The following is a 17,733-nucleotide window of genomic DNA, read 5'->3' on the forward strand; positions in this document are numbered from 1 at the left end:
CTTGCCGGTAAAGGAGGTATTCTTGACTTTGGTATAGGGCTTGAACCAGTCGATCCGCTTGCCGTGCTTGCCCCAGAACTTGTCCGGGTTTTCGACGCTTTCCTCGTACCATTTCAGGTACTTCTCCCGGTCTATGAATGCTTGTTCGCGGATGAGACGCGGCACGGTGTAGCGATCGAGGACCACTGATTAGCTCCCTGTGATTGGCTCCTGAAAATCGATCCCGCTCGACGAGAATCTTGAAGCCAGTTCCGTCTGATTGATGTCCCAACCCATTTGTCGGTCTGAGGCCGGTATATAGGCACACTGACAGCAGCATCTTGGACTGCAAACTTGCGTCGACCGTTACATCATTTCCGGCCGTCTGATTGCCGAACCGTCGCTGAAGCGGCTCAGCCTGTAGGGTGAGATGTCTGTGATCGGGGTCTCGTTCATCACAATCTCGCTGACCAACCGTCCGGCACCCGGTCCAATGGCAAAGCCGTGTCCGCTGAACCCCGCCGCTATCACGTAACCAGGCAGGTGCTCCACTCTCGAAATGACAGGGACGAGATCTGGCGAAGTATCGATGAGTCCTCCCCACGCGCGCTCGACCCCGATTCCCTTGAGCGCCGGGTATTCGCGTTCGAGGTTCTTCAATGCGAGCTTCACGAGCTTCCGGTCGGGCGCAGGATCCAGAATGCGGTTCTTTTCGAACGGCGAGACTTCATCGTTTTCCCAGCTGCTGATAGCATCAGGCCCATTCCAGAAGCTGCTGTTCAGACGGTACTTCAACTTCTTGCCGATCTTGCTGCGGTACATCTGGTAGAATTTCACCGCATATCGCATCCCCTGCGGCGTGATGTCGAGCGTGCCACGTCCCGGTACGGCGATCGTGTAGGCGCCGTCTGTCCGGCGCCGCAACACGAAGTTTGACGCCGAGAGACATCCTGCTTGAATGATCTCGGGCGCGGGAGTCGTCTTAATTGCAGTCCCGGAGATGTTTGCGACGGGAAGCTCAATGCCGTATCGATGAGAAAACCGGGAAGCCCATGCCCCGCCGGCGCAAACAACGGTACCGGCTTTCACGAGTCCCCGCTCTGTCCACACGCCTGTTACCCGGCCGTTGCTAATGTCGAGGCCTCGAACGGCGCAGTTTTGATGGAGCGATACGCCGTTTTCCTTCGCGGCCTCAGCGATGGCCGGTACGGCAAGGCTGGGCTCCGCTCGCCCATCCGTCGGAGACCAAACGCCGCCAATCCATGAGGACGTACCGCCCGACGCTCGCTGATTGGCCTCGGAAGCACTGAGGATCTGGCTGTGAAATCCTTGAAGGCGCGCAGCCTGGCCCCACTTCCCCCAGCGGGCTAAATCGGCTTCGTTTTTGGTGCAGTAAAGAATCCCGGTTCGGCGGAAGCCGAGATCGCGACCCGTCTCAGTGCTCAGTTCCTCCCAGCGCCGCAGACTGTACATGGCTAGCGCAAGTTCATAGAGATCGCGGTTTTGCTGGCGAACCCATCCCCAGTTGCGGCTCGACTGCTCTCCCCCGACGATGCCTTTTTCGAGCAAAGCAACCGATACTCCTTTGCGGGCGAGCTCATAGGCCGTGCAGGTACCGACGATCCCCGCCCCGATGACGACGACGTCGACCTCGGTTGGAAAAGACGCGCTATCACTTACCTTCTGAACCTGTACTGGCATAGTCTCTATTCCTCTGGCATCGTGCTCCTGTCATCTCCGACAGGAACGATAAAGCTCACTAATTGGTCGTCGCGAGCACCGAACTTTCCCGACGCTCGGCGGCGGCGATGACGCCGAGCTTGTTCCGCCGACCACGTGCGCATCAGCTGACGTCTTTTTTCGTCGCGCCCGAGACGGAATTTTCTCAGCTGTGATCACCGCGGACATCGAACGCATCGCGCAGCCCGTCGCCGATGAAATTGAAGCTTGTGACAGCGATCGTTATGGCCGCGCCGGGAATGATCGCCAGCCAAGGTGCCGTCCCAAGATATTGCTGTGCGCCGTTCAGCATATTGCCCCAGCTGGGCAGCGGCGGCTGAATTCCATAGCCGAGGAAGCTGATATAAGCCTCCATCAGGATCGCCCGGGCGACGGTAAGGGTGGCCGCTACGATGATCGGACCTATGGCATTGGGAAGGATCTCGCGGAACATGATGTGCGTTGCGCTCAGTCCAAGCATGCGGCCGGCCAGCACGAATTCACGCTCGCGCAGGGAACGGACCTCGGCCTCGACGATGCGGGCGACTTCCATCCAGCTCGTGGCGGCGATGACGACGGTGATCATGATCGGGCTTGGCTTCAGTGCAGCGGCAAGAGCAAGCACGAGGAAGATGGACGGGAAGGAAAGGAAGCCATCCACGGCACGCATCAGCACCGTGCCGACCAGGCCACCCCTATATCCCGCCACCACGCCGACAAAGGTTCCGATCAGCGTCGACAAGAGCATTGCCGAGAAACCGACCAAGAGCGAAATCCGCCCCGCCATGAACAGGCGGGCGGCCAGATCTCGTCCCAGCGGGTCCGTGCCGAGATAATGCTGGCCCGTCAGGGGCGGAGCGAAGCGGGCGCGCAGGTCGATATAGAGGGAATCGTACGGCAACAAATGGGGACCCACGACGCATGCGAGCGTCAGGAGAGTGATCATCACCATACCGATGAGGGCCAGATGGTGCTTCATGAAACGGTGCGCAGTTCGGCTGTTCCACCAGCGCTCCCGGGGCGAATTTGCTGCAATGGCAGTCATGATGGCTGACTCCTGATGAGCGTTCATGGCGCTTAACTCAGACGGATACGGGGATCGATGATGGCGACAACGATGTCGGCGGCGAGGTTGCTCACCACGACAAGGATCGCGGAGAACATGAGCAATCCCATCACCACCGGGTAGTCACTGTAGCCGAGGCTGTCGAGGAACAGGCGTCCCATGCCCGGCCAGGTAAACACCGTCTCGGTGACCAGAGCGCCGGTCAGGACGCTGGGAAGCTGCATCCCAAGAAGTGTGATCATCGGTAGGAGGGCATTGCCGATGACATGTTTCATCAGGATGCGACGCTCACTTAGTCCTTTGGCGCGGGCGGTCTTGATGAATTCCTGATTGATAACGTCGAGAGTAGCCGTTCGCATGTAGCGGCTCCAGATGGCCACATGAACGAGCGCGAGCACGACGCTGGGCAGAATAAGATGGTGGAGATAGTTCAGCACGGATTCGTCGCCGATCGTGTACATGTTGCCGGCTGGCAGCCAGCCAAGTCTGAGCGAGAAGACGTAGATCCCGATCAGGCCGAACCAGAAGGTCGGGATCGAAAGGGCCACCATCGCACCGACCGTCGCCATGTAGTCGAAAACCGAATAACGCTTTATGGCGCCGCGAACGCCGATCCACGTACCTATAGCGATCGCGATCACCGTGGACGATCCCATCAGCAGCAGCGTTGCCATGAGGTGTCGTCCAATCACCTCGAGAACCGGCGCTCCGTCGCGGAATGAGTGGCCCCAGTCTCCTCTCAACAGGCGCCAGGCCCAATCCAGATACTGCAGCCACAGAGGACGGTTTAGGCCCAACTGCTCCGCCAGTCGGTTCAAGTCGTCCTGCGTCATGCTCGCATCGAGCCCGAATTGTGCCAGGGGCCCGCCCGGAATCAGGTTGAGGACCACGAAGCCGATGACGGAAACGATCAGGAGCAGTACGAGGCTTTGAGCGAACCGGTTGATTAGAAAGCTACGCATTCAGGCTCTCCCTCTGATAGCGCCAATAGAAGTCGCCGCCGCGACGCGCGGCGGCGACGGCGGGAGGAAAACTCAGCTCTTCCAACGCCAGCCGGCAGCATGCCAGGACGCCGTGCGCGTGTTCGTATTCGGTTCCCAGCCTTCAAGGCCTTCCTTCGTGCCAACCACGTAGGTGGCGGCAAACAGTGGAAGGAATGGAAGGTCCTGACGCACGATTTCCTGAATACGGTAGTAGATTTCTCGACGGGCTTCCTGATCGAAGGTCTGTGCACCCTTCTTGAGCAGTGCATCCACTTCCGGATTCGAATACTGGCCGACGTTCGACCCCTTTCCGCCCTTCGCGGCAATCGCGCTGCTCGCCAGGCGGTTGGTTGCATCGGGGTCCGCGGCAATCAGATGCGTAACGCCCGAGATTGCCGTGTCGAATTGTGACTTCAGCCAGAACTCGCCAAACATGACGGCAGCCGGCAAATTCGAGATCGTCATCTGGACACCAATTTCGGCGAATGTCTGCTGCAGGAACTGCTGCACCTGCTCGCGGAGGTTATTGCCGGATGTCGTCGAGTTGTTGAATGCCAGCTTCACGCCGTTCTTCTCACGGATCCCGTCCGAACCCGGCACCCAGCCGGCCTCGTCGAGGAGCTTGCGTGCGGCGTCGAGATTGAATTCCTGCGCCGGAAGGTTCGGATTGAAATAATACGACTCCTTCGGCATGAAGGTTTCCGTCGTTGTCACCACGCCGAAATAGAGGGCGTCGATGATCGCCTTTCTGTCCATTGCAGCATAGAGTGCCTGACGCACCGCAAGTTCCTTGAACTGCGGCCGCTCGAGGTTGAGATAGAACGACTCGACGGATGCACCAGGCACCAGGCTCACCACACGGCCCGGCAACTTGCTGGCCTCGTCGTAGTGGTCGGGTGTGATGTACGCCTGGTCTGTGAGGTCGATGTCACCGCTCTTGAACTGGGTGTAGAGCACCGTCTGGTCAGGAATGTATTTGAATATGACCTGTTCGACATACGGACCGTCCCCAAAATAATCCGGGTTCGCCGCCAGTTCGAGATGGTCGCCGGCGACACGCTGGCTCCACTTGAAGGCGCCAGTGCCAACGGGTGCCTGATTGAAGGCTGCTGCGTTCGGATCAGCTTCCTTCTCGAGAAGGTGCTTCGGCACGATGAAGGTTTCGGTGAGAAACGACAGGTAAGGAGCGAAAACCTGCTCCATGCGCCAGGTGATTTCGGTTGGCGAGACCACCGTGAGGTCACGCACCAGCGAATGGCCGCCCGTACGCCAGGCGCGGAATTTCGGATTGGTGATCAGTTCAAGGGTGAACTTCACGTCCTCAGCGGTAAACGGCTGGCCGTCATGCCAGCGCACATCGTCACGCAAGCGAACGCGCCAGTTCAGGCCATCCGCCGAGATGCCGCCGTTCTTTTGCGTGGGCACCTCTAGCGCAAGATTGGGCTGGAGCACACCGCCCGGATCCATGCGAAAGAGGGCGTCGAAGAGTGAGAAGTGGACCGCATCATCTGTTTCGATGTGGGCCATCAGCGGATTGAAGACGGTCGGTTCCTGCGAAAGCCCGACCACGACGCGACCCGCAGGCTTCTTGTCGGCGGCCCGGGCAATGTCAGGCTTGCCGATCAGGTTGGGAGCGGCAAAGCATGCAATGCCGCCGGCTGCCATCAGGCGCAGTGCGTCGCGCCGAGAAATGTTGCTTTTGGTCCTAGACTCTTTTGTCATTTCATTCCCTCTCTTTTGCTCATTAGGAAGCCACTGCCAGGAGTTAATTGAACTTTCTCAAGTGTCTCTGCCTCGTTCTCCCGGAATTGCAGCCACAAGTTCCCGCGTGTAATCCGATTGCGGTTTCAGGAAGATCTGAGACGGCGGGCCGCGCTCGACGACCCGGCCTTTCTGCATCACTGCAATTTCGTCACAGATCTGACTGGCAACACGCAGATCATGGGTGATGAAGATCATTGACACGCCCGTCTCGCGCTGGATTTGGTCGAGCAGCTTGAGGATCTGGGCCTGGATCGACACGTCAAGCGCGGAGACTGCTTCGTCGGCAATCAGCAGCTTAGGCTTGAACATCAGCGCTCGAGCGATGCCGATGCGCTGGCGCTGACCACCCGAGAATTCGTGCGGGTAGCGGCCGAAGGCGCCTGCATCGAGGCCGACGTGGGAAAGCAACGCCCGGGCCTCTTCGCGCGCCTGTGCATAGGGCATACCATGTGCGACGGGGCCGACGGTTAGTATTTGACCGATTGTGGAGCGGGGATTGAGCGAGGCGAAAGGATCCTGGAAGATCATTTGAATTCGAGGGCGCAGGGGCCGGAACTCGGATTCAGAGAGCTTGACGATGTCCTTGCCCTCAAACAGGATCTGACCGCTGTCGCTGTCCTGAAGCTTGATCAGGAGTCGCCCCAACGACGATTTTCCGGAACCACTTTCGCCGACAATGCCAAGGGTTCGGCCTGCGGCCAAGATGAATGAGGCGTCCTGTACCGCAGGCACGACACGCTGGCTACCGAACAGTGCGCTGCCGCTGCGATAGGTTTTGCACAAGCCATTGACAGTAAGGATTGCCTCGTCGCTCGTCGGCACCTTGAGCTTTCTGTCCACGCCCGTGAGGCGCGGAACGGCGGCGATCAAGCGTTTGGTGTAGGGGTGGCTGGGGGATTTGAGAACCTGATCGGCGGTGCCCTGCTCCACAATCCGCCCTTTCTCCATAACCACGACGCTGTCGGCAATTTCTGCGACCACGCCGAAGTCGTGGGTGATGAACATGACGCTCATATCCTTGCGGCGCTGAATGTCGCGGATCAGCTTCAGGATCTGCGCCTGGGTGGTTACGTCCAGGGCTGTCGTTGGTTCGTCTGCGATCAGAACGGTCGGCTCGAGGGCCAGCGCCATCGCGATCATGACGCGTTGGCGCTGACCACCTGAAAGCCTGAACGGATACTGGTGGTACATGAGTGCCGGATCGGGAAGGCCCACCTCGGCCAGCAACTCAAGCGCGCGGTCACGCCGCGAGGCCTTGGTGCCCACTCCATGGGCCGCCATCACTTCGGTAACCTGCTCGCCGACCGTCATCAGCGGGTTAAGCGCCGAAAGCGGATCCTGAAAGATCATGGACACGACGCGGCCACGCAGCTGGCGCAACTTTTTTGCCGGCGCGCCGACGATGGCCGTTCCATCGAGATTGATCGCACCCGACGAGACTGGAATAATCTTGGGCAAGAGCCCCATGATCGTGTTTGCCGTTACCGACTTGCCCGACCCTGACTCGCCGATAATGCAAAGGATCTGGCCGCGCTTGAGCTCGAATGAGACGTTTTCGACGGCATGAACCCGTTCCATGCCTTTCGGGAGGTCGACTGTCAGGGCACGCACCGAAAGCGCTGCATCGTCCGCTGTAACGGCCTCTGTCATAACGGCCATCGGTTCATCTCCTCGTTTGAAATTTTGGCGCCGATCTATGCATGCTGCCGCATAACCTCTTCGAGCAGTGCGCAGCTTGTCACCGGCCTTGAGCACTATTCGCAACCAATCGGCACTGGTTCGATGATCAATATAAGATTGGTATTGCCATTGGTGTCAATATAGATCAAATTGGTTTCGCAAAATAATTGTTGTGGAGGTCACATGAGCGTGGTGTTGAAGGATTTCATTGAGGCGGAAGGTCTGGAACCAGGCGATCGCCTGCCTCCCGAGCGTGATTTGGCGCTGAAACTGGGGCTGCCGCGTACCGCCCTCAGAAGGATGCTCAGTTCGTTGGAGAAGGAAGGCCGCCTTATCAGGCACGTCGGCAGAGGCACCTTTATCGCCGGCAGCGGCGTAAGCTCTAGCGCGCTTCGCCGGCCGGCATCCAATGAAGGAGACACTTTGCGTACCTATCCGGCGGAAGTTTTCGAGGCGCGGCTGATCATTGAACCCAAGATCGCGGCCTTGGCAGCGTTGCGGGCGACAAGGCAGGAAGTCGAAGAAATGCAGAAATCAATAGCGCGAGGCAGCACGTCGGAAACACTGGTTGAATTCGAGAAATGGGACGCCGTCTTTCATCGCATCATCGTCCAAGCCGCTCGTAACGGTCTTCTTGCCTCGCTCTATGAAGGTATTCACGCAGTACGGGCGGGAAACCTCTGGGGGAAAATGAAAGAACAGTCGCTGACCTCTGAGCGCATGGCGACCTATATCGTCAGCCATCAGGCGATTCTCGACGCAATCAAAGACCGCGACAGCAGAGCGGCTGAGCGAAACATGTACGACCATATCATCGAAGCCAGAACCAATATCCTCGGTCCGAGCATCTGAGACTTGGTTTGACAATTGGTATTGAGGCGCAATGCGTGTCCACTGTATTGGCTGCGATCCTCGCTAAGTCGCCGATCGGGTCGATAATCCGTGTCGGCTTCGCAGTGTTGTAAAACTGCGGCCTTTAGGGACCAAACTGTCGTCGAAGCCAGGAGAGGAAATTTCGTTTTCTGGAATCGCCTTCGAAAGGAAGTCGGCTCAACAGGATGTAACTATAGCCGTTGCTGGAGAACCCCCGCGGCGCCACCAGTTGCCCGCTTTCCACAGCGTCGGCGACCAGCGGCTCTGGGCCGATCGCGGCACCTATCCCAGCGATTGCGGCCTCGATACTCAAATAGAAGTGTTCGAACACTTGGCTGCCGGGTGGATTTGGGTCTCCGATCTGGTTATCGGCGATGTAACGCGTCCACGCATCTCGACGCGTGGCCGAATGAATGCGAGGCAGGCAGAAGACTTCATCGCTGCCGGAAGCCAACAGCCGTGGCGCACATACTGGGCCGACACGTTCTTCGACGACCGTTTCCACAAACAGTTCCGGCGGCCAGCTAAAATCGCTTCTCCGTAAAGCCAAATCAATATGGCTCCTGTCGAAGCTTACGGGGCCGCCAGCGGCCAGTACGTGAACCTCAATCTCCGGATGAAGTGCATTAAATAGCGGAAGGCGTGGGATCAGCCAGCGTTGCGTGAATGTCGGTTCACACGAGAGTACAAGCGGTGCCGAACCGCCACCTTTGATTTCGTCGCAACACTCGCTGATCTGGCGAAACACTTCGCTCATCGTCACAAGCAGACGCCGTCCAGGGTCGGTTAGGAAAACGGCCCTGTTTCGTCGTTCGAAAAGGGCTACTCCCAAGTCTTCCTCAAGCAAGCGGATCTGCTTGCTGACGGCGCTGTGCGTGACGAACAATTCGTCGCCGGCACGCCCAAAATTCAAATGCCGTGCAGCTGATTCAAACGCTCGAAGCGCTGATAAAGATGGGAATCGTGTGGCCATATCTGTGAGATAAAGTGACGGATTTCGGTCAGAATTGATCGTTTTTTCGGCAAAAGCAATAGCGCTAATATCCTCGTCATCACATAAAAACCGAAAGGATGGCAATCTTGAAGGTGGGAATCCTGGCCGATGATTTGACGAGCGCGACGGATGGCGCCGGACCATTTGTGAGCATGGGGCACAGGTGCCTTGTCTTCACTGACTACCGGCGATCGTCCCCTGAAAATGTGGCGATCATCTCCGTCAACAAGGCAAGTCGGGCCGCATCCGTGAAGGATGCTGCCGATCGGGCGAGGCAGGCAGCAAAAAGCCTGGCGTCCGCGGAACTCCTTTACAATACCGTTGATTCTACCATTCGCGGCCACGTCGGAGCTGAGATAACAGCCGCGCTCGCGGCGTCTGGTCGGACCACCGCAATCGTCGCCCCGGCTTTCCCCGCCGGTGGAAGAACTACTGAAGGAGGACGTCAGCTTCTTCATGGCGTGCCATTAGAAGAAACCGAGTTTGCAAAGGACCCGCTCCACCCCATAGCGGACTCGAACCTTCGGGCTTTGTTTCGGGATATCCCAGAGGCGGAAATCCGTCACCTTGGGCTTGCGCAAATCCGTGTATTGAAGTCCGGCGAACTGATCGCGGATCAACATAAGTTGTTGATCGCCGATGCAACAACGCAGGAGGATCTGGCCCGGCTGGTGAAATCGGCGGCAGATCCGAAGTCCATCCTTTGGTGTGGGTCTCCAGGACTGGCCATCGCACTGGCAGACTATGTGGGTCGCCCCGATGACACCACATTGTTGCCCCTCGCGGCGGCGCTCAATCTCTTCGTTGTTGGGAGCGTCAACCTCCTGAGCCGCGAGCAATGCTCACGGCTGATGAGCACTGGCAACGTCCGGCAGATCGTCATCGACGCCGAGGTGGCGTCTCGCTCTGCCGACCTCGCGGCCAAAAACGCCGCTGACGAATACAGACAATCCGGAACCAGCGCTGACGTTATTCTAACCACGTCGGACCGTGGCACCTCCGCCGATCCTCGGTTCATCGCAATCGCTCTTGGCAAGACTGTCCGCGCGATTATGGAGTATCATCCGGTGACGGGACTCTTCCTGACTGGCGGTGACACCGCCGAATCCGTGCTGAGCGAACTTGAGATCGCCTCTGTGAATCTTCTCGGCGAGGTCGAGCCCGGCATCCCGGTGGGCCGCACGACCGGCCCCGATCCTGTTCACATCATCACAAAGGCGGGCGGCTTCGGCTCGTCCAATATCCTGCTGAAATCAGCCGAGGTGCTTCGGGGCCTCTGGCTTGGAGATAGGAAATGAAGAAACCTGTTGGCATAACAATGGGCGATCCCTGTGGAATCGGCCCGGAAATCATCGCCCGCGTTTTCGCGGACGGATTGCCGGAGCAAGCGGTGGTGATTGGTGACGCCAAAGTGATGGAACGCGCGGTTCGGGCCTTGGCTCTTCCTCTTCAAGTGCAGCCCATCGCGTCGGTCGACGAGGCGGTCCGAGACGCGACGCTCATACCCGTTCTCAACGTCTCGGATCTGCCGGGCGATATGCCGATCGGTCAGGTGGACGCTCGCGCTGGGCGAGCGAGCTACGACTATGTCGTGAGAGCGATCGACGAAGCGCTGGCAGGAAACATCGGGGCGATCGTTACCGCGCCGATCAATAAGGAAGCGATGAAGAAGGGCGGGCTCAATTACCCCGGCCACACCGAAATCCTTGCTGAACGGTCGGGGACCGACAAGTTCGCAATGATGCTGGCAAACGACGAGTTGCGTGTCATCCTGGTGACGATCCACGTGTCGTTGCGCGACGCAATCGACCTCGTGACGCAGCAATCTGTGCTCAGAACGATCGAATTGGCGCACAGGGCAGGCAAGGCTTATGGCATTGCTTCGCCCCGTGTTGCGGTCGCCGGCCTCAATCCCCATGCCGGTGAAAACGGCATGTTCGGACGCGAAGATCTCGACATCATCGCGCCGGCGATCATGCGCGCTCAGGAACTGGGAATAAACGCGTCCGGCCCGTGGCCCGGAGACACAATTTTTATGCGAGCCCGCATGGGCGAGTTCGATATCGTCGTTGCGCAATATCACGACCAGGGCCTCATTCCGGTCAAATATCTCGGCATCGACAACGGTGTCAATGTCACCATCGGCTTGCCCTTCATTCGAACCAGTGTCGATCACGGCACCGCATTCGACATCGCGGGCCAGGGCACGGCCGACCATTCCTCACTTCGCTACGCCTTCGATCAGGCGCTGCTTCTCAACGCAATCTAGGAGCGCTTTCTTTGCCCCAGACTTCTCCCGACTTCATATTTATGTTGACCAACCAGGATCGGACCGTTGCCGACGCGGCTGAGCGCCTCAAGGATGTGCTTGCCGCAGGCATCACGCATGTGGGGTTCAAGGATATTGGCCTCCCGTTCGGTGAACTCTTGGGCCTTGCTTCGGCAATCAAGGCGGCGGGTGCGACGCTCTATTTGGAAGTTGTTAGCCTCGACGAGGAGAGCGAGCGCCGGTCCGGGCAGGCCGCGGTCGACCTTGGCGTCGACATCCTAATGGGTGGAACCCGACCGAATGTCGTTCTGCCAATTATCGCTGGGAGGAACATCCAATACTATCCCTTCCCCGGCAAGATCGTTGGTCATCCGAGCAAGCTCGATGGGACGATCGAAACAATTGTGGACAGTGCTCGGCAATTGGCTGCGATCGACGGTGTCAGCGGTCTCGATCTGCTCGCCTATCGCTTCAACGGAGATGTCGAAGCGTTGATGACGCGCGTGTGCGAGGCCGTCGAGAAGCCTGTAGTGGTTGCCGGATCGATCGACAGTCCTGAAAGGATGGCGGCCGTCGTACGATCTGGCGCCGCAGGGTTTACCATTGGCACGGCGGCTTTCAATGGCGCATTTTCAGGCAGTTCCAATCTGCGGTTGGAGATCGAGAAGGAGATCGACGTGCTCATGCGGATTAAGGCTGACGCGGGTGATATTGCGCTTTCACCATTAACATCAGGCTGAACCGACCGTTCACAAACCATTAATTTCGATCTTTATGATTTTGCGAGAAGGTGAATTTTGAATTTGGAGATCGGATTCATGAATCTAGCGACGTTCGACCCGCCCACGCGCTTGGCGGCCACGACCACTCTTGAGGGGCTGGAAACGCCCTGTCTGGTTCTGGACGCGGACCGGATGGACCGGAATATTGCGCGGCTCAGGAACCGGCTCGATGGCCTGGGGGTGTCGCTTCGACCGCATTTGAAGACCGCGAAATCGATTGACGTGGCCCGGCGGGTCATGAGTGCGCCCGAGGGGCCGGCGACTGTCTCCACGCTGAAGGAAGCCGAGCAGTTCGCGACCGATGGCGTTCGCGACATGATCTATGCGGTCGGCATCGCGCCGGAGAAGCTCGCACGTATCGTCGAACTGCGTGCCAAGGGCGTCGATCTCGTGGTGGTAGTCGATGCCGTTGAGCAGGCGGAGGCGGTTGCCGCGGCATCCCGAAACGCCGGAATGCGGATCCCAGCCATGATCGAGATCGACTGCGATGGCCACCGCTCGGGTGTGGTGCCCATCAACCACGCCCAGTTGCTGGAGATCGGGAAGGTCCTGGCCGCAGGGGCGGAGCTGCGTGGCGTTCTGACCCATGCCGGCGACAGCTACAAAGGTGGAGGCGACGAGGCGCAGCAGCACTATGCAGAAGCGGAGCGGTTGGCGGTTGTTGGAGCCGCGCAACTTCTTCGCGGTGCAGGTCTGCCATGCCCGGTCGTCAGCGTCGGTTCGACGCCGACGGCCCATCACGCAAAGGATCTGACCGGGGTGACTGAAGTCCGCGCCGGCGTGTTCGTGTTCTTCGATCTGGTGATGGCAGGCATCGGCATTTGCCAAGTTGATGACATCGCGCTCAGCGTTCTGGCGACGGTTATCGGACACCAGCGCGAGAAGGGTTGGATCATAACTGATGGCGGATGGATGTCGCTGTCGCGCGACCGTGGAACCGGCAAGCAAGCCGTCGACCAGGGATATGGCCTCGTCTGTGATATCGACGGAAGTGCCTACGAGGACATTATCGTTGCCGATGCGAACCAGGAGCACGGTATCATCGCCGTGCGGCCCGACTCGGACGCTCGCCTGCCCGTTCTGGCGATCGGAGACCGGGTGAGGATCCTGCCGAACCACGCATGCGCGACCGCGGCGCAGCACGCAGTCTATCATGTTGTCCGTAGTGGCTCGCATGCCGTTGAAGCTTGCTGGCCGCGCTTCGGAGGCTGGTGATGTCGAACATCATAACCCTAAATACCGTTCGTGCGCCCAGCCCTGCCGGTCATTATGTCCAGGCGAAGCTGGCGGGCCAGCATCTTTACATATCAGGGCAGCTCCCGATCCGGCCGGATGGGGCGCCGCTTCCCGACGATAGGTTCGAGACGCAGGCGGGGCAGGCCATCGAGAACATGCTGGCGGTTCTGCAAGCCGCGGGCGGAACCCCGGACAATCTCGTCAGGGTGACCGCCTACATCGTTGGCGTCAGCAACTGGCCGCGCTTCAACCAGGTTTATGCAGCGCGGCTGGGAGAGGCGCGCCCGGCGCGCACCGTGGTTCCGGTATCCGAACTCCACTACGGCTATCTCGTCGAGATCGACGCGATCGCCGTGCTCGCGCAAGACACTCCCGCGCGGCAGGCAGAAAACAGCTCCGACTAATCAATTCAGGTCAGCCACGATGTCACCACTCCTCAAACGCATACGGAGCGATCAAGCGCTTCCCGCTAAGGCCGACGTCGTCGTCATTGGCGGCGGCATCGTTGGCGCGTCGGCGGCATTTTTTCTCGCGGAGCGGGGGCTCTCCGTCGCTTTGATCGAAAAGGGGTATGTCGGCGGTGAGCAGTCAAGCCGAAACTGGGGCTGGTGCCGCCGGCAAAACCGGGATGAGCGCGAACTGTCACTCTCAGGGATTTCCATGCAGGCGTGGGACCAGTTTTCTGCCAAAATCGACGAGGACGTCGGCTTCCGCCAATGCGGTCTATTCTATGCGACAGACGATCCGCTGCAGCTGGCGGAATGGGAACAATGGCTTGATCTTGCCCGGCAATTCAACGTCAATACGAAGATGCTGTCTGCCCGGGAGGCGCATGACAGAATTCCCGCGCAAGGTCGCCGCTGGCTCGGCGGCGTCCATTCAGTCGATGATGCCAAGGGTGAGCCTGCCATTGCGGCGCCAACGATCGCGAATGGTGCCCGCAAGTTCGGAGCGACTATCCACCAGGAATGCGCTGCACGAGGTCTTGATATCGTCAATGGTGCAGTTGCGGGCGTCATCACCGAAAAAGGGATCATCAGCTCGCAGGCTGTTTTGAACGCCGGCGGTGCGTGGGCCTCCCTGTTCTGTCGCCAGTACGGCGTACAGTTCCCGCAGGCAAGCGTGCGCCAGACCGCAATTCGTACACGGCCTACAACCAGTCTCGGCGAGGCGATATATACACCGGAGTGCTCGCTGACCCGCAGATTGGATGGCAGTTACACGCTTGCTATCAGCGGCAGGGCGACCTTGGATATCACGCCGCAAGGCCTCCGCTATGCGCGCTGGTTCATGCCGATGTTTCTGAAGCGACTGAAAGCGGTCCAGATCGGCATCGGGAGATCGATGTTTCACGGACCGGAAGCTTTGGCAAGCTGGAACGAGAATAGGGTTTCGCCGTTCGAGCGGATCCGCGTTCTCGATCCAAGACCGAGCCGCCGGACGATCGCGGCGATTCTGAAGGGCGTCACCGAACAGTTCCCCGCGCTAGGGGGCATTGAGATCGCCGACAGCTGGGGCGCCTATGTGGATTGCACACCGGACGCGGTACCCGTTATCTCGGCGTGCGATCATGTGAAAGGCCTCTATTTGGCCGCCGGCGGTTCCGGCCATGGCTTCGGCATCGGCCCGGGCATCGGCCGCCTGGCAGCCGACCTGGTTGCGAACGATAGGCCTTGTGTTGATCCCACACCCTTCCGCCTGTCGCGCTTCTTTGACGGTTCCAGAGTGGAGGTAGGCAGTCTCTGATCGTGCCGGAAGGGCGAATTTGGGACAATTCGCTCCTATCCGATAGGGTCTAGCATCTTGTAATACATGCCGACCAGCGGCAGGAACCAGGGCGTTCCGAAGTGCCCTGGGACCGCCGGCCATTCGAACCCCTTCATCGGATTGCGGTCCTGTCGGCCGAGGATCGCGTCGGCGACCAGCATTCCGAGATGGGTCGAAAGCTGGGCCCCATGGCCGGAGTAACCCATGGCGTGCCAGACGCCGTCATGAGAGCCTGCGCGCGGGAGCCGGTCCTTGGTTATGTCGACGAGCCCGCCCCAGCAATAGTCGATCTCGACACCGGCGAGTTGCGGGAAGATCTCCGCGAGGCTTGCCTTTAGGATCGCTCCGAACTTGGCGTCAGAACCGTGGTCGGAATTTGCCGAGAAGCGCGCGCGCCCTCCGAAATTCAGCCTCCGCCCCCCGCCCCGATCCCACGGCAAACCGAGACTGGTTGTCGGTCCGGCGAGATCGGATTTTCGGATCTATCTTCGCACCTTAAAGCCCGACGACGCCGGGCAATCCAGAGATGCCTGCGATTTCGGTGTATCCGTAATGGGGATTGGCCGGCTCGTGAGCGCGATTGACCCAAACCTTGTTCTTGATCCCGAGGTCACGTGCGGACATCAGATCGTAACGGAACGAGGAGGAGCAATGCAGTATGTCCTCCGGGCCGCAACCAAGCATATCGAGCATGTATTCGAACGCCCGGAAGTGCGGCTTGTAGGCGCCGGCCTGTTCGGCGGTGTAGACGGCGTGGAAAGGCGCGCCGAGCTTCTCGACGTTGGACATGATCTGCGAGTTCATCGCATTTGACAGAATGACCAGTGGAATTTCCTTGGCCACCTTGGCAAGACCCCCCGGGACGTCTGGATGCGGCCCCCAAGTGGGAACGCGTTCGTAGACCATCTGCGCGTCTTCGTCCTTGAAGTCGATGCCGTTGCGTTTGCAGGTCCTTGCCAGTGCGTTATGGATCACTTCCGCATAAGGCTTCCAGTCGGCCATGACTTCATCAAGGCGGTACGCAGAAAAATCGGCGATAAATTGCAGCATTTTCTGCTCGCGCATTCGGTCGCCGTAAAGATCGCGTGCGGCCTCCGCCATCTGGAAGTTGATTAGCGTGCCATGGCAGTCGAAGGTGATGTATTTCGGGCGGAAAGTGGTCATGCGCTTCGTCCTTGCTTTGGGGAGGATTGTTTAAGTCATGACCAATCATAGCCCGGCGCTCGCATCTGAATTGCCCGAAGATAGCGGAACGTCAGCACAAAATGCTGGAGGGAAACATCATTTGCCCTTGTGAGGGCTGCTGGGTCACAGCGGTCGAGGTGCCGGACGCGGGAAACTTGTCATTCGGTACCCGTGCGCGACAGCGAGTAAGATCGACTGCGTCAGCTCCCAATCATTCGCCGGTGTTAGCGTTGGAAGTGGCGGGATAGTTTCAGCACTCCGCCCAAGCTCCAAAGGACGCCGTCGGAACTCTCTGCCAAAATCGCCTTGAGACATAAAACAATCTGCCTGAGATCGCGCGAATACGGCCAATAGACTCACATTGGGCCTGATAGGATCAATGCAGGTTAGGTCGCAATGCGCCGACGCATCCGATGAGCTGAACGAGAGAGGTCACGCATGAAAACGCTGCTGCTCAAGAAGCATGACGTAGGGCGGCTCATCAGCATGGCGGAAGTCATCGGCGCGGTCGAAGAGGCTTACAAGGCCTTCAGCAGCGATCAAGTGGAACAGCCCGATTATATAGGGATTCATCTGCCCTCGCTGCGTGGCGAGATCGACTTCAAGCTTGGCTACGATAAAGTCGCTGAAATCATCTCCATGAAGGCGCATTCCGGAGGGTTCACCAACAACCCGGTAGAACACGGCGTGCCGAACAGCATGGGCACCATTCTCCTGTTCGATGCCAGAAGCTGTGCGTTGATTTGTATCATGGATGGAAGCTTGATCACTGGCCTCAGAACCGGGGCGGCGGGAGCCGTCTCCGTCAAAGCATTGGCGAGAAAGAGCGCCAGGACGATCTCGTCGATCGGCACAGGTAACCAGGCGAGGATGCAAATCCGGGCGATCAATGAGATCATGACGATCGAAGAGATCCACGCCTGGGACAGCACCTACGAAACAAGTTCCAAATACAAGGCAGATATCGAGCGCGAATTCGGCATTCCCGTCACGGTCGCAAGCTCGAAGAAGGAGGCGGTCGAGCGGGCCGACATCTTGATCACAACGACCCGAGGGAAAGGGTCGCTTGTGGAAGCGGAATGGGTGAAACCCGGTACGCACATCGTTGCAATCGGCACGGATCAGCGCGGCAAACAGGAGCTGGATCCGGAGCTTTTCCGAAACGCCAAAATCATCGTCGACTCGCTTTCACAATGCACGGAAAAGGGCGAGACCTGGCACCCGCTGGATAGAAACATCATAGCCAAAGACGACATCCACGGCGAAATCGGCGAGGTATTATTGGGGAGGAAGCCGGGACGAGAAAGTGATGACGAAATCACGATTTTCGATTCCACGGGGATGGCCATACAAGACAATACGACAGCCAACAAAATTTATCAGAACGCACTAGCCAACAACGTCGGCACTTTCTTCCAGTTTTTTGAGGAATAACC

General features: G+C 58.7%; 16 protein-coding genes and 1 pseudogene. 8 read left to right on the forward strand and 9 right to left on the reverse strand.

The features are described 5' to 3' along the window. The 6 genes from EFD55_RS17820 to EFD55_RS17845 form a co-directional block, all read right to left on the reverse strand. A partial coding sequence (locus EFD55_RS17820; RefSeq protein ID WP_148102907.1) for an acetyl-coenzyme A synthetase N-terminal domain-containing protein occupies window positions 1-186 on the reverse strand: 186 nt, incomplete at its 3' end. Window positions 187-345: 159 nt separating this feature from the next. Beyond that, window positions 346-1,680 carry an NAD(P)/FAD-dependent oxidoreductase gene (locus EFD55_RS17825; RefSeq protein WP_125846384.1) on the reverse strand — a complete coding sequence of 445 codons (1,335 nt, stop codon included), beginning with the start codon at window positions 1,678-1,680 and terminating at the stop codon, window positions 346-348. Between the two features lie 184 nt (window positions 1,681-1,864). Next, window positions 1,865-2,743 carry an ABC transporter permease gene (locus EFD55_RS17830; protein WP_125846385.1) on the reverse strand — a complete coding sequence of 293 codons (879 nt, stop codon included), beginning with the start codon at window positions 2,741-2,743 and terminating at the stop codon, window positions 1,865-1,867. 32 nt (window positions 2,744-2,775) lie between these two features. Next, entirely contained in the window at window positions 2,776-3,726 is a 951-nt protein-coding gene (locus EFD55_RS17835) for an ABC transporter permease (protein ID WP_125846386.1), read from the reverse strand. Between the two features lie 72 nt (window positions 3,727-3,798). Then, window positions 3,799-5,469, reverse strand: coding sequence for a peptide ABC transporter substrate-binding protein (locus tag EFD55_RS17840; RefSeq protein WP_125846387.1), 1,671 nt, complete (start codon window positions 5,467-5,469; stop codon window positions 3,799-3,801). Window positions 5,470-5,526: 57 nt separating this feature from the next. Beyond that, window positions 5,527-7,170: an ABC transporter ATP-binding protein gene (locus EFD55_RS17845; protein WP_125846388.1), complete on the reverse strand. Its 1,644-nt coding sequence runs from the start codon at window positions 7,168-7,170 to the stop codon at window positions 5,527-5,529. 204 nt (window positions 7,171-7,374) lie between these two features. Between EFD55_RS17845 and EFD55_RS17850 the strand changes: the two genes are divergently transcribed. Then, on the forward strand, window positions 7,375-8,043 hold the full coding sequence (locus tag EFD55_RS17850; protein WP_125846389.1) for a FadR/GntR family transcriptional regulator: 669 nt from the start codon (window positions 7,375-7,377) through the stop codon (window positions 8,041-8,043). A 124-nt stretch (window positions 8,044-8,167) separates the two neighbouring features. Here the strand turns inward: EFD55_RS17850 and EFD55_RS17855 are convergent, their stop codons facing one another. Further along, window positions 8,168-9,142 (reverse strand): LysR substrate-binding domain-containing protein, encoded by a 975-nt coding sequence (locus EFD55_RS17855; protein WP_245438486.1) that lies wholly within the window; start codon window positions 9,140-9,142, stop codon window positions 8,168-8,170. On the opposite strand from EFD55_RS17855, the gene EFD55_RS17860 reads away from it, so the two are divergent. From EFD55_RS17860 to EFD55_RS17885, 6 genes are all read left to right on the forward strand, one after another. Then, a complete protein-coding gene (locus EFD55_RS17860; protein WP_245438487.1) occupies window positions 9,136-10,356 on the forward strand; it encodes a four-carbon acid sugar kinase family protein in 1,221 nt (406 codons plus the stop codon). The genes EFD55_RS17855 and EFD55_RS17860 overlap by 7 nt on opposite strands. Further along, complete coding sequence (gene pdxA / locus EFD55_RS17865; RefSeq protein ID WP_125846391.1) at window positions 10,353-11,327, forward strand: 4-hydroxythreonine-4-phosphate dehydrogenase PdxA; 975 nt, start codon at window positions 10,353-10,355, stop codon at window positions 11,325-11,327. Before EFD55_RS17860 ends, pdxA begins: the two co-directional genes overlap by 4 nt. A gap of 11 nt (window positions 11,328-11,338) precedes the next feature. Beyond that, window positions 11,339-12,067: a nitronate monooxygenase family protein gene (locus tag EFD55_RS17870; RefSeq protein ID WP_125846392.1), complete on the forward strand. Its 729-nt coding sequence runs from the start codon at window positions 11,339-11,341 to the stop codon at window positions 12,065-12,067. Window positions 12,068-12,145: 78 nt separating this feature from the next. After that, on the forward strand, window positions 12,146-13,324 hold the full coding sequence (locus EFD55_RS17875) for an alanine racemase (protein WP_125846393.1): 1,179 nt from the start codon (window positions 12,146-12,148) through the stop codon (window positions 13,322-13,324). Further along, the gene (locus tag EFD55_RS17880) at window positions 13,324-13,749 is read left to right on the forward strand and encodes a RidA family protein (protein ID WP_125846394.1); all 426 of its coding nucleotides are present in this window, start codon (window positions 13,324-13,326) and stop codon (window positions 13,747-13,749) included. Before EFD55_RS17875 ends, EFD55_RS17880 begins: the two co-directional genes overlap by 1 nt. Before the next feature lie 19 nt (window positions 13,750-13,768). After that, entirely contained in the window at window positions 13,769-15,091 is a 1,323-nt protein-coding gene (locus EFD55_RS17885; RefSeq protein ID WP_125846395.1) for an NAD(P)/FAD-dependent oxidoreductase, read from the forward strand. Window positions 15,092-15,126: 35 nt separating this feature from the next. Here EFD55_RS17885 and EFD55_RS17890 read toward each other — a convergent pair. Both EFD55_RS17890 and EFD55_RS17895 read right to left on the reverse strand, forming a co-directional pair. Next, window positions 15,127-15,525, reverse strand: a pseudogene (locus EFD55_RS17890) (NAD(P)/FAD-dependent oxidoreductase); the annotation flags it as partial. A gap of 82 nt (window positions 15,526-15,607) precedes the next feature. Then, a complete protein-coding gene (locus tag EFD55_RS17895) occupies window positions 15,608-16,276 on the reverse strand; it encodes a haloacid dehalogenase type II (RefSeq protein WP_125846396.1) in 669 nt (222 codons plus the stop codon). 459 nt (window positions 16,277-16,735) lie between these two features. Here EFD55_RS17895 and EFD55_RS17900 point away from each other — a divergent pair, with 459 nt between their 5' ends. After that, window positions 16,736-17,731, forward strand: coding sequence for an ornithine cyclodeaminase family protein (locus EFD55_RS17900; RefSeq protein WP_125846397.1), 996 nt, complete (start codon window positions 16,736-16,738; stop codon window positions 17,729-17,731). Window positions 17,732-17,733 lie beyond the last annotated feature (2 nt).

This window comes from Rhizobium pisi, assembly GCF_003938655.1.
GTDB lineage: Bacteria > Pseudomonadota > Alphaproteobacteria > Rhizobiales > Rhizobiaceae > Rhizobium > Rhizobium pisi.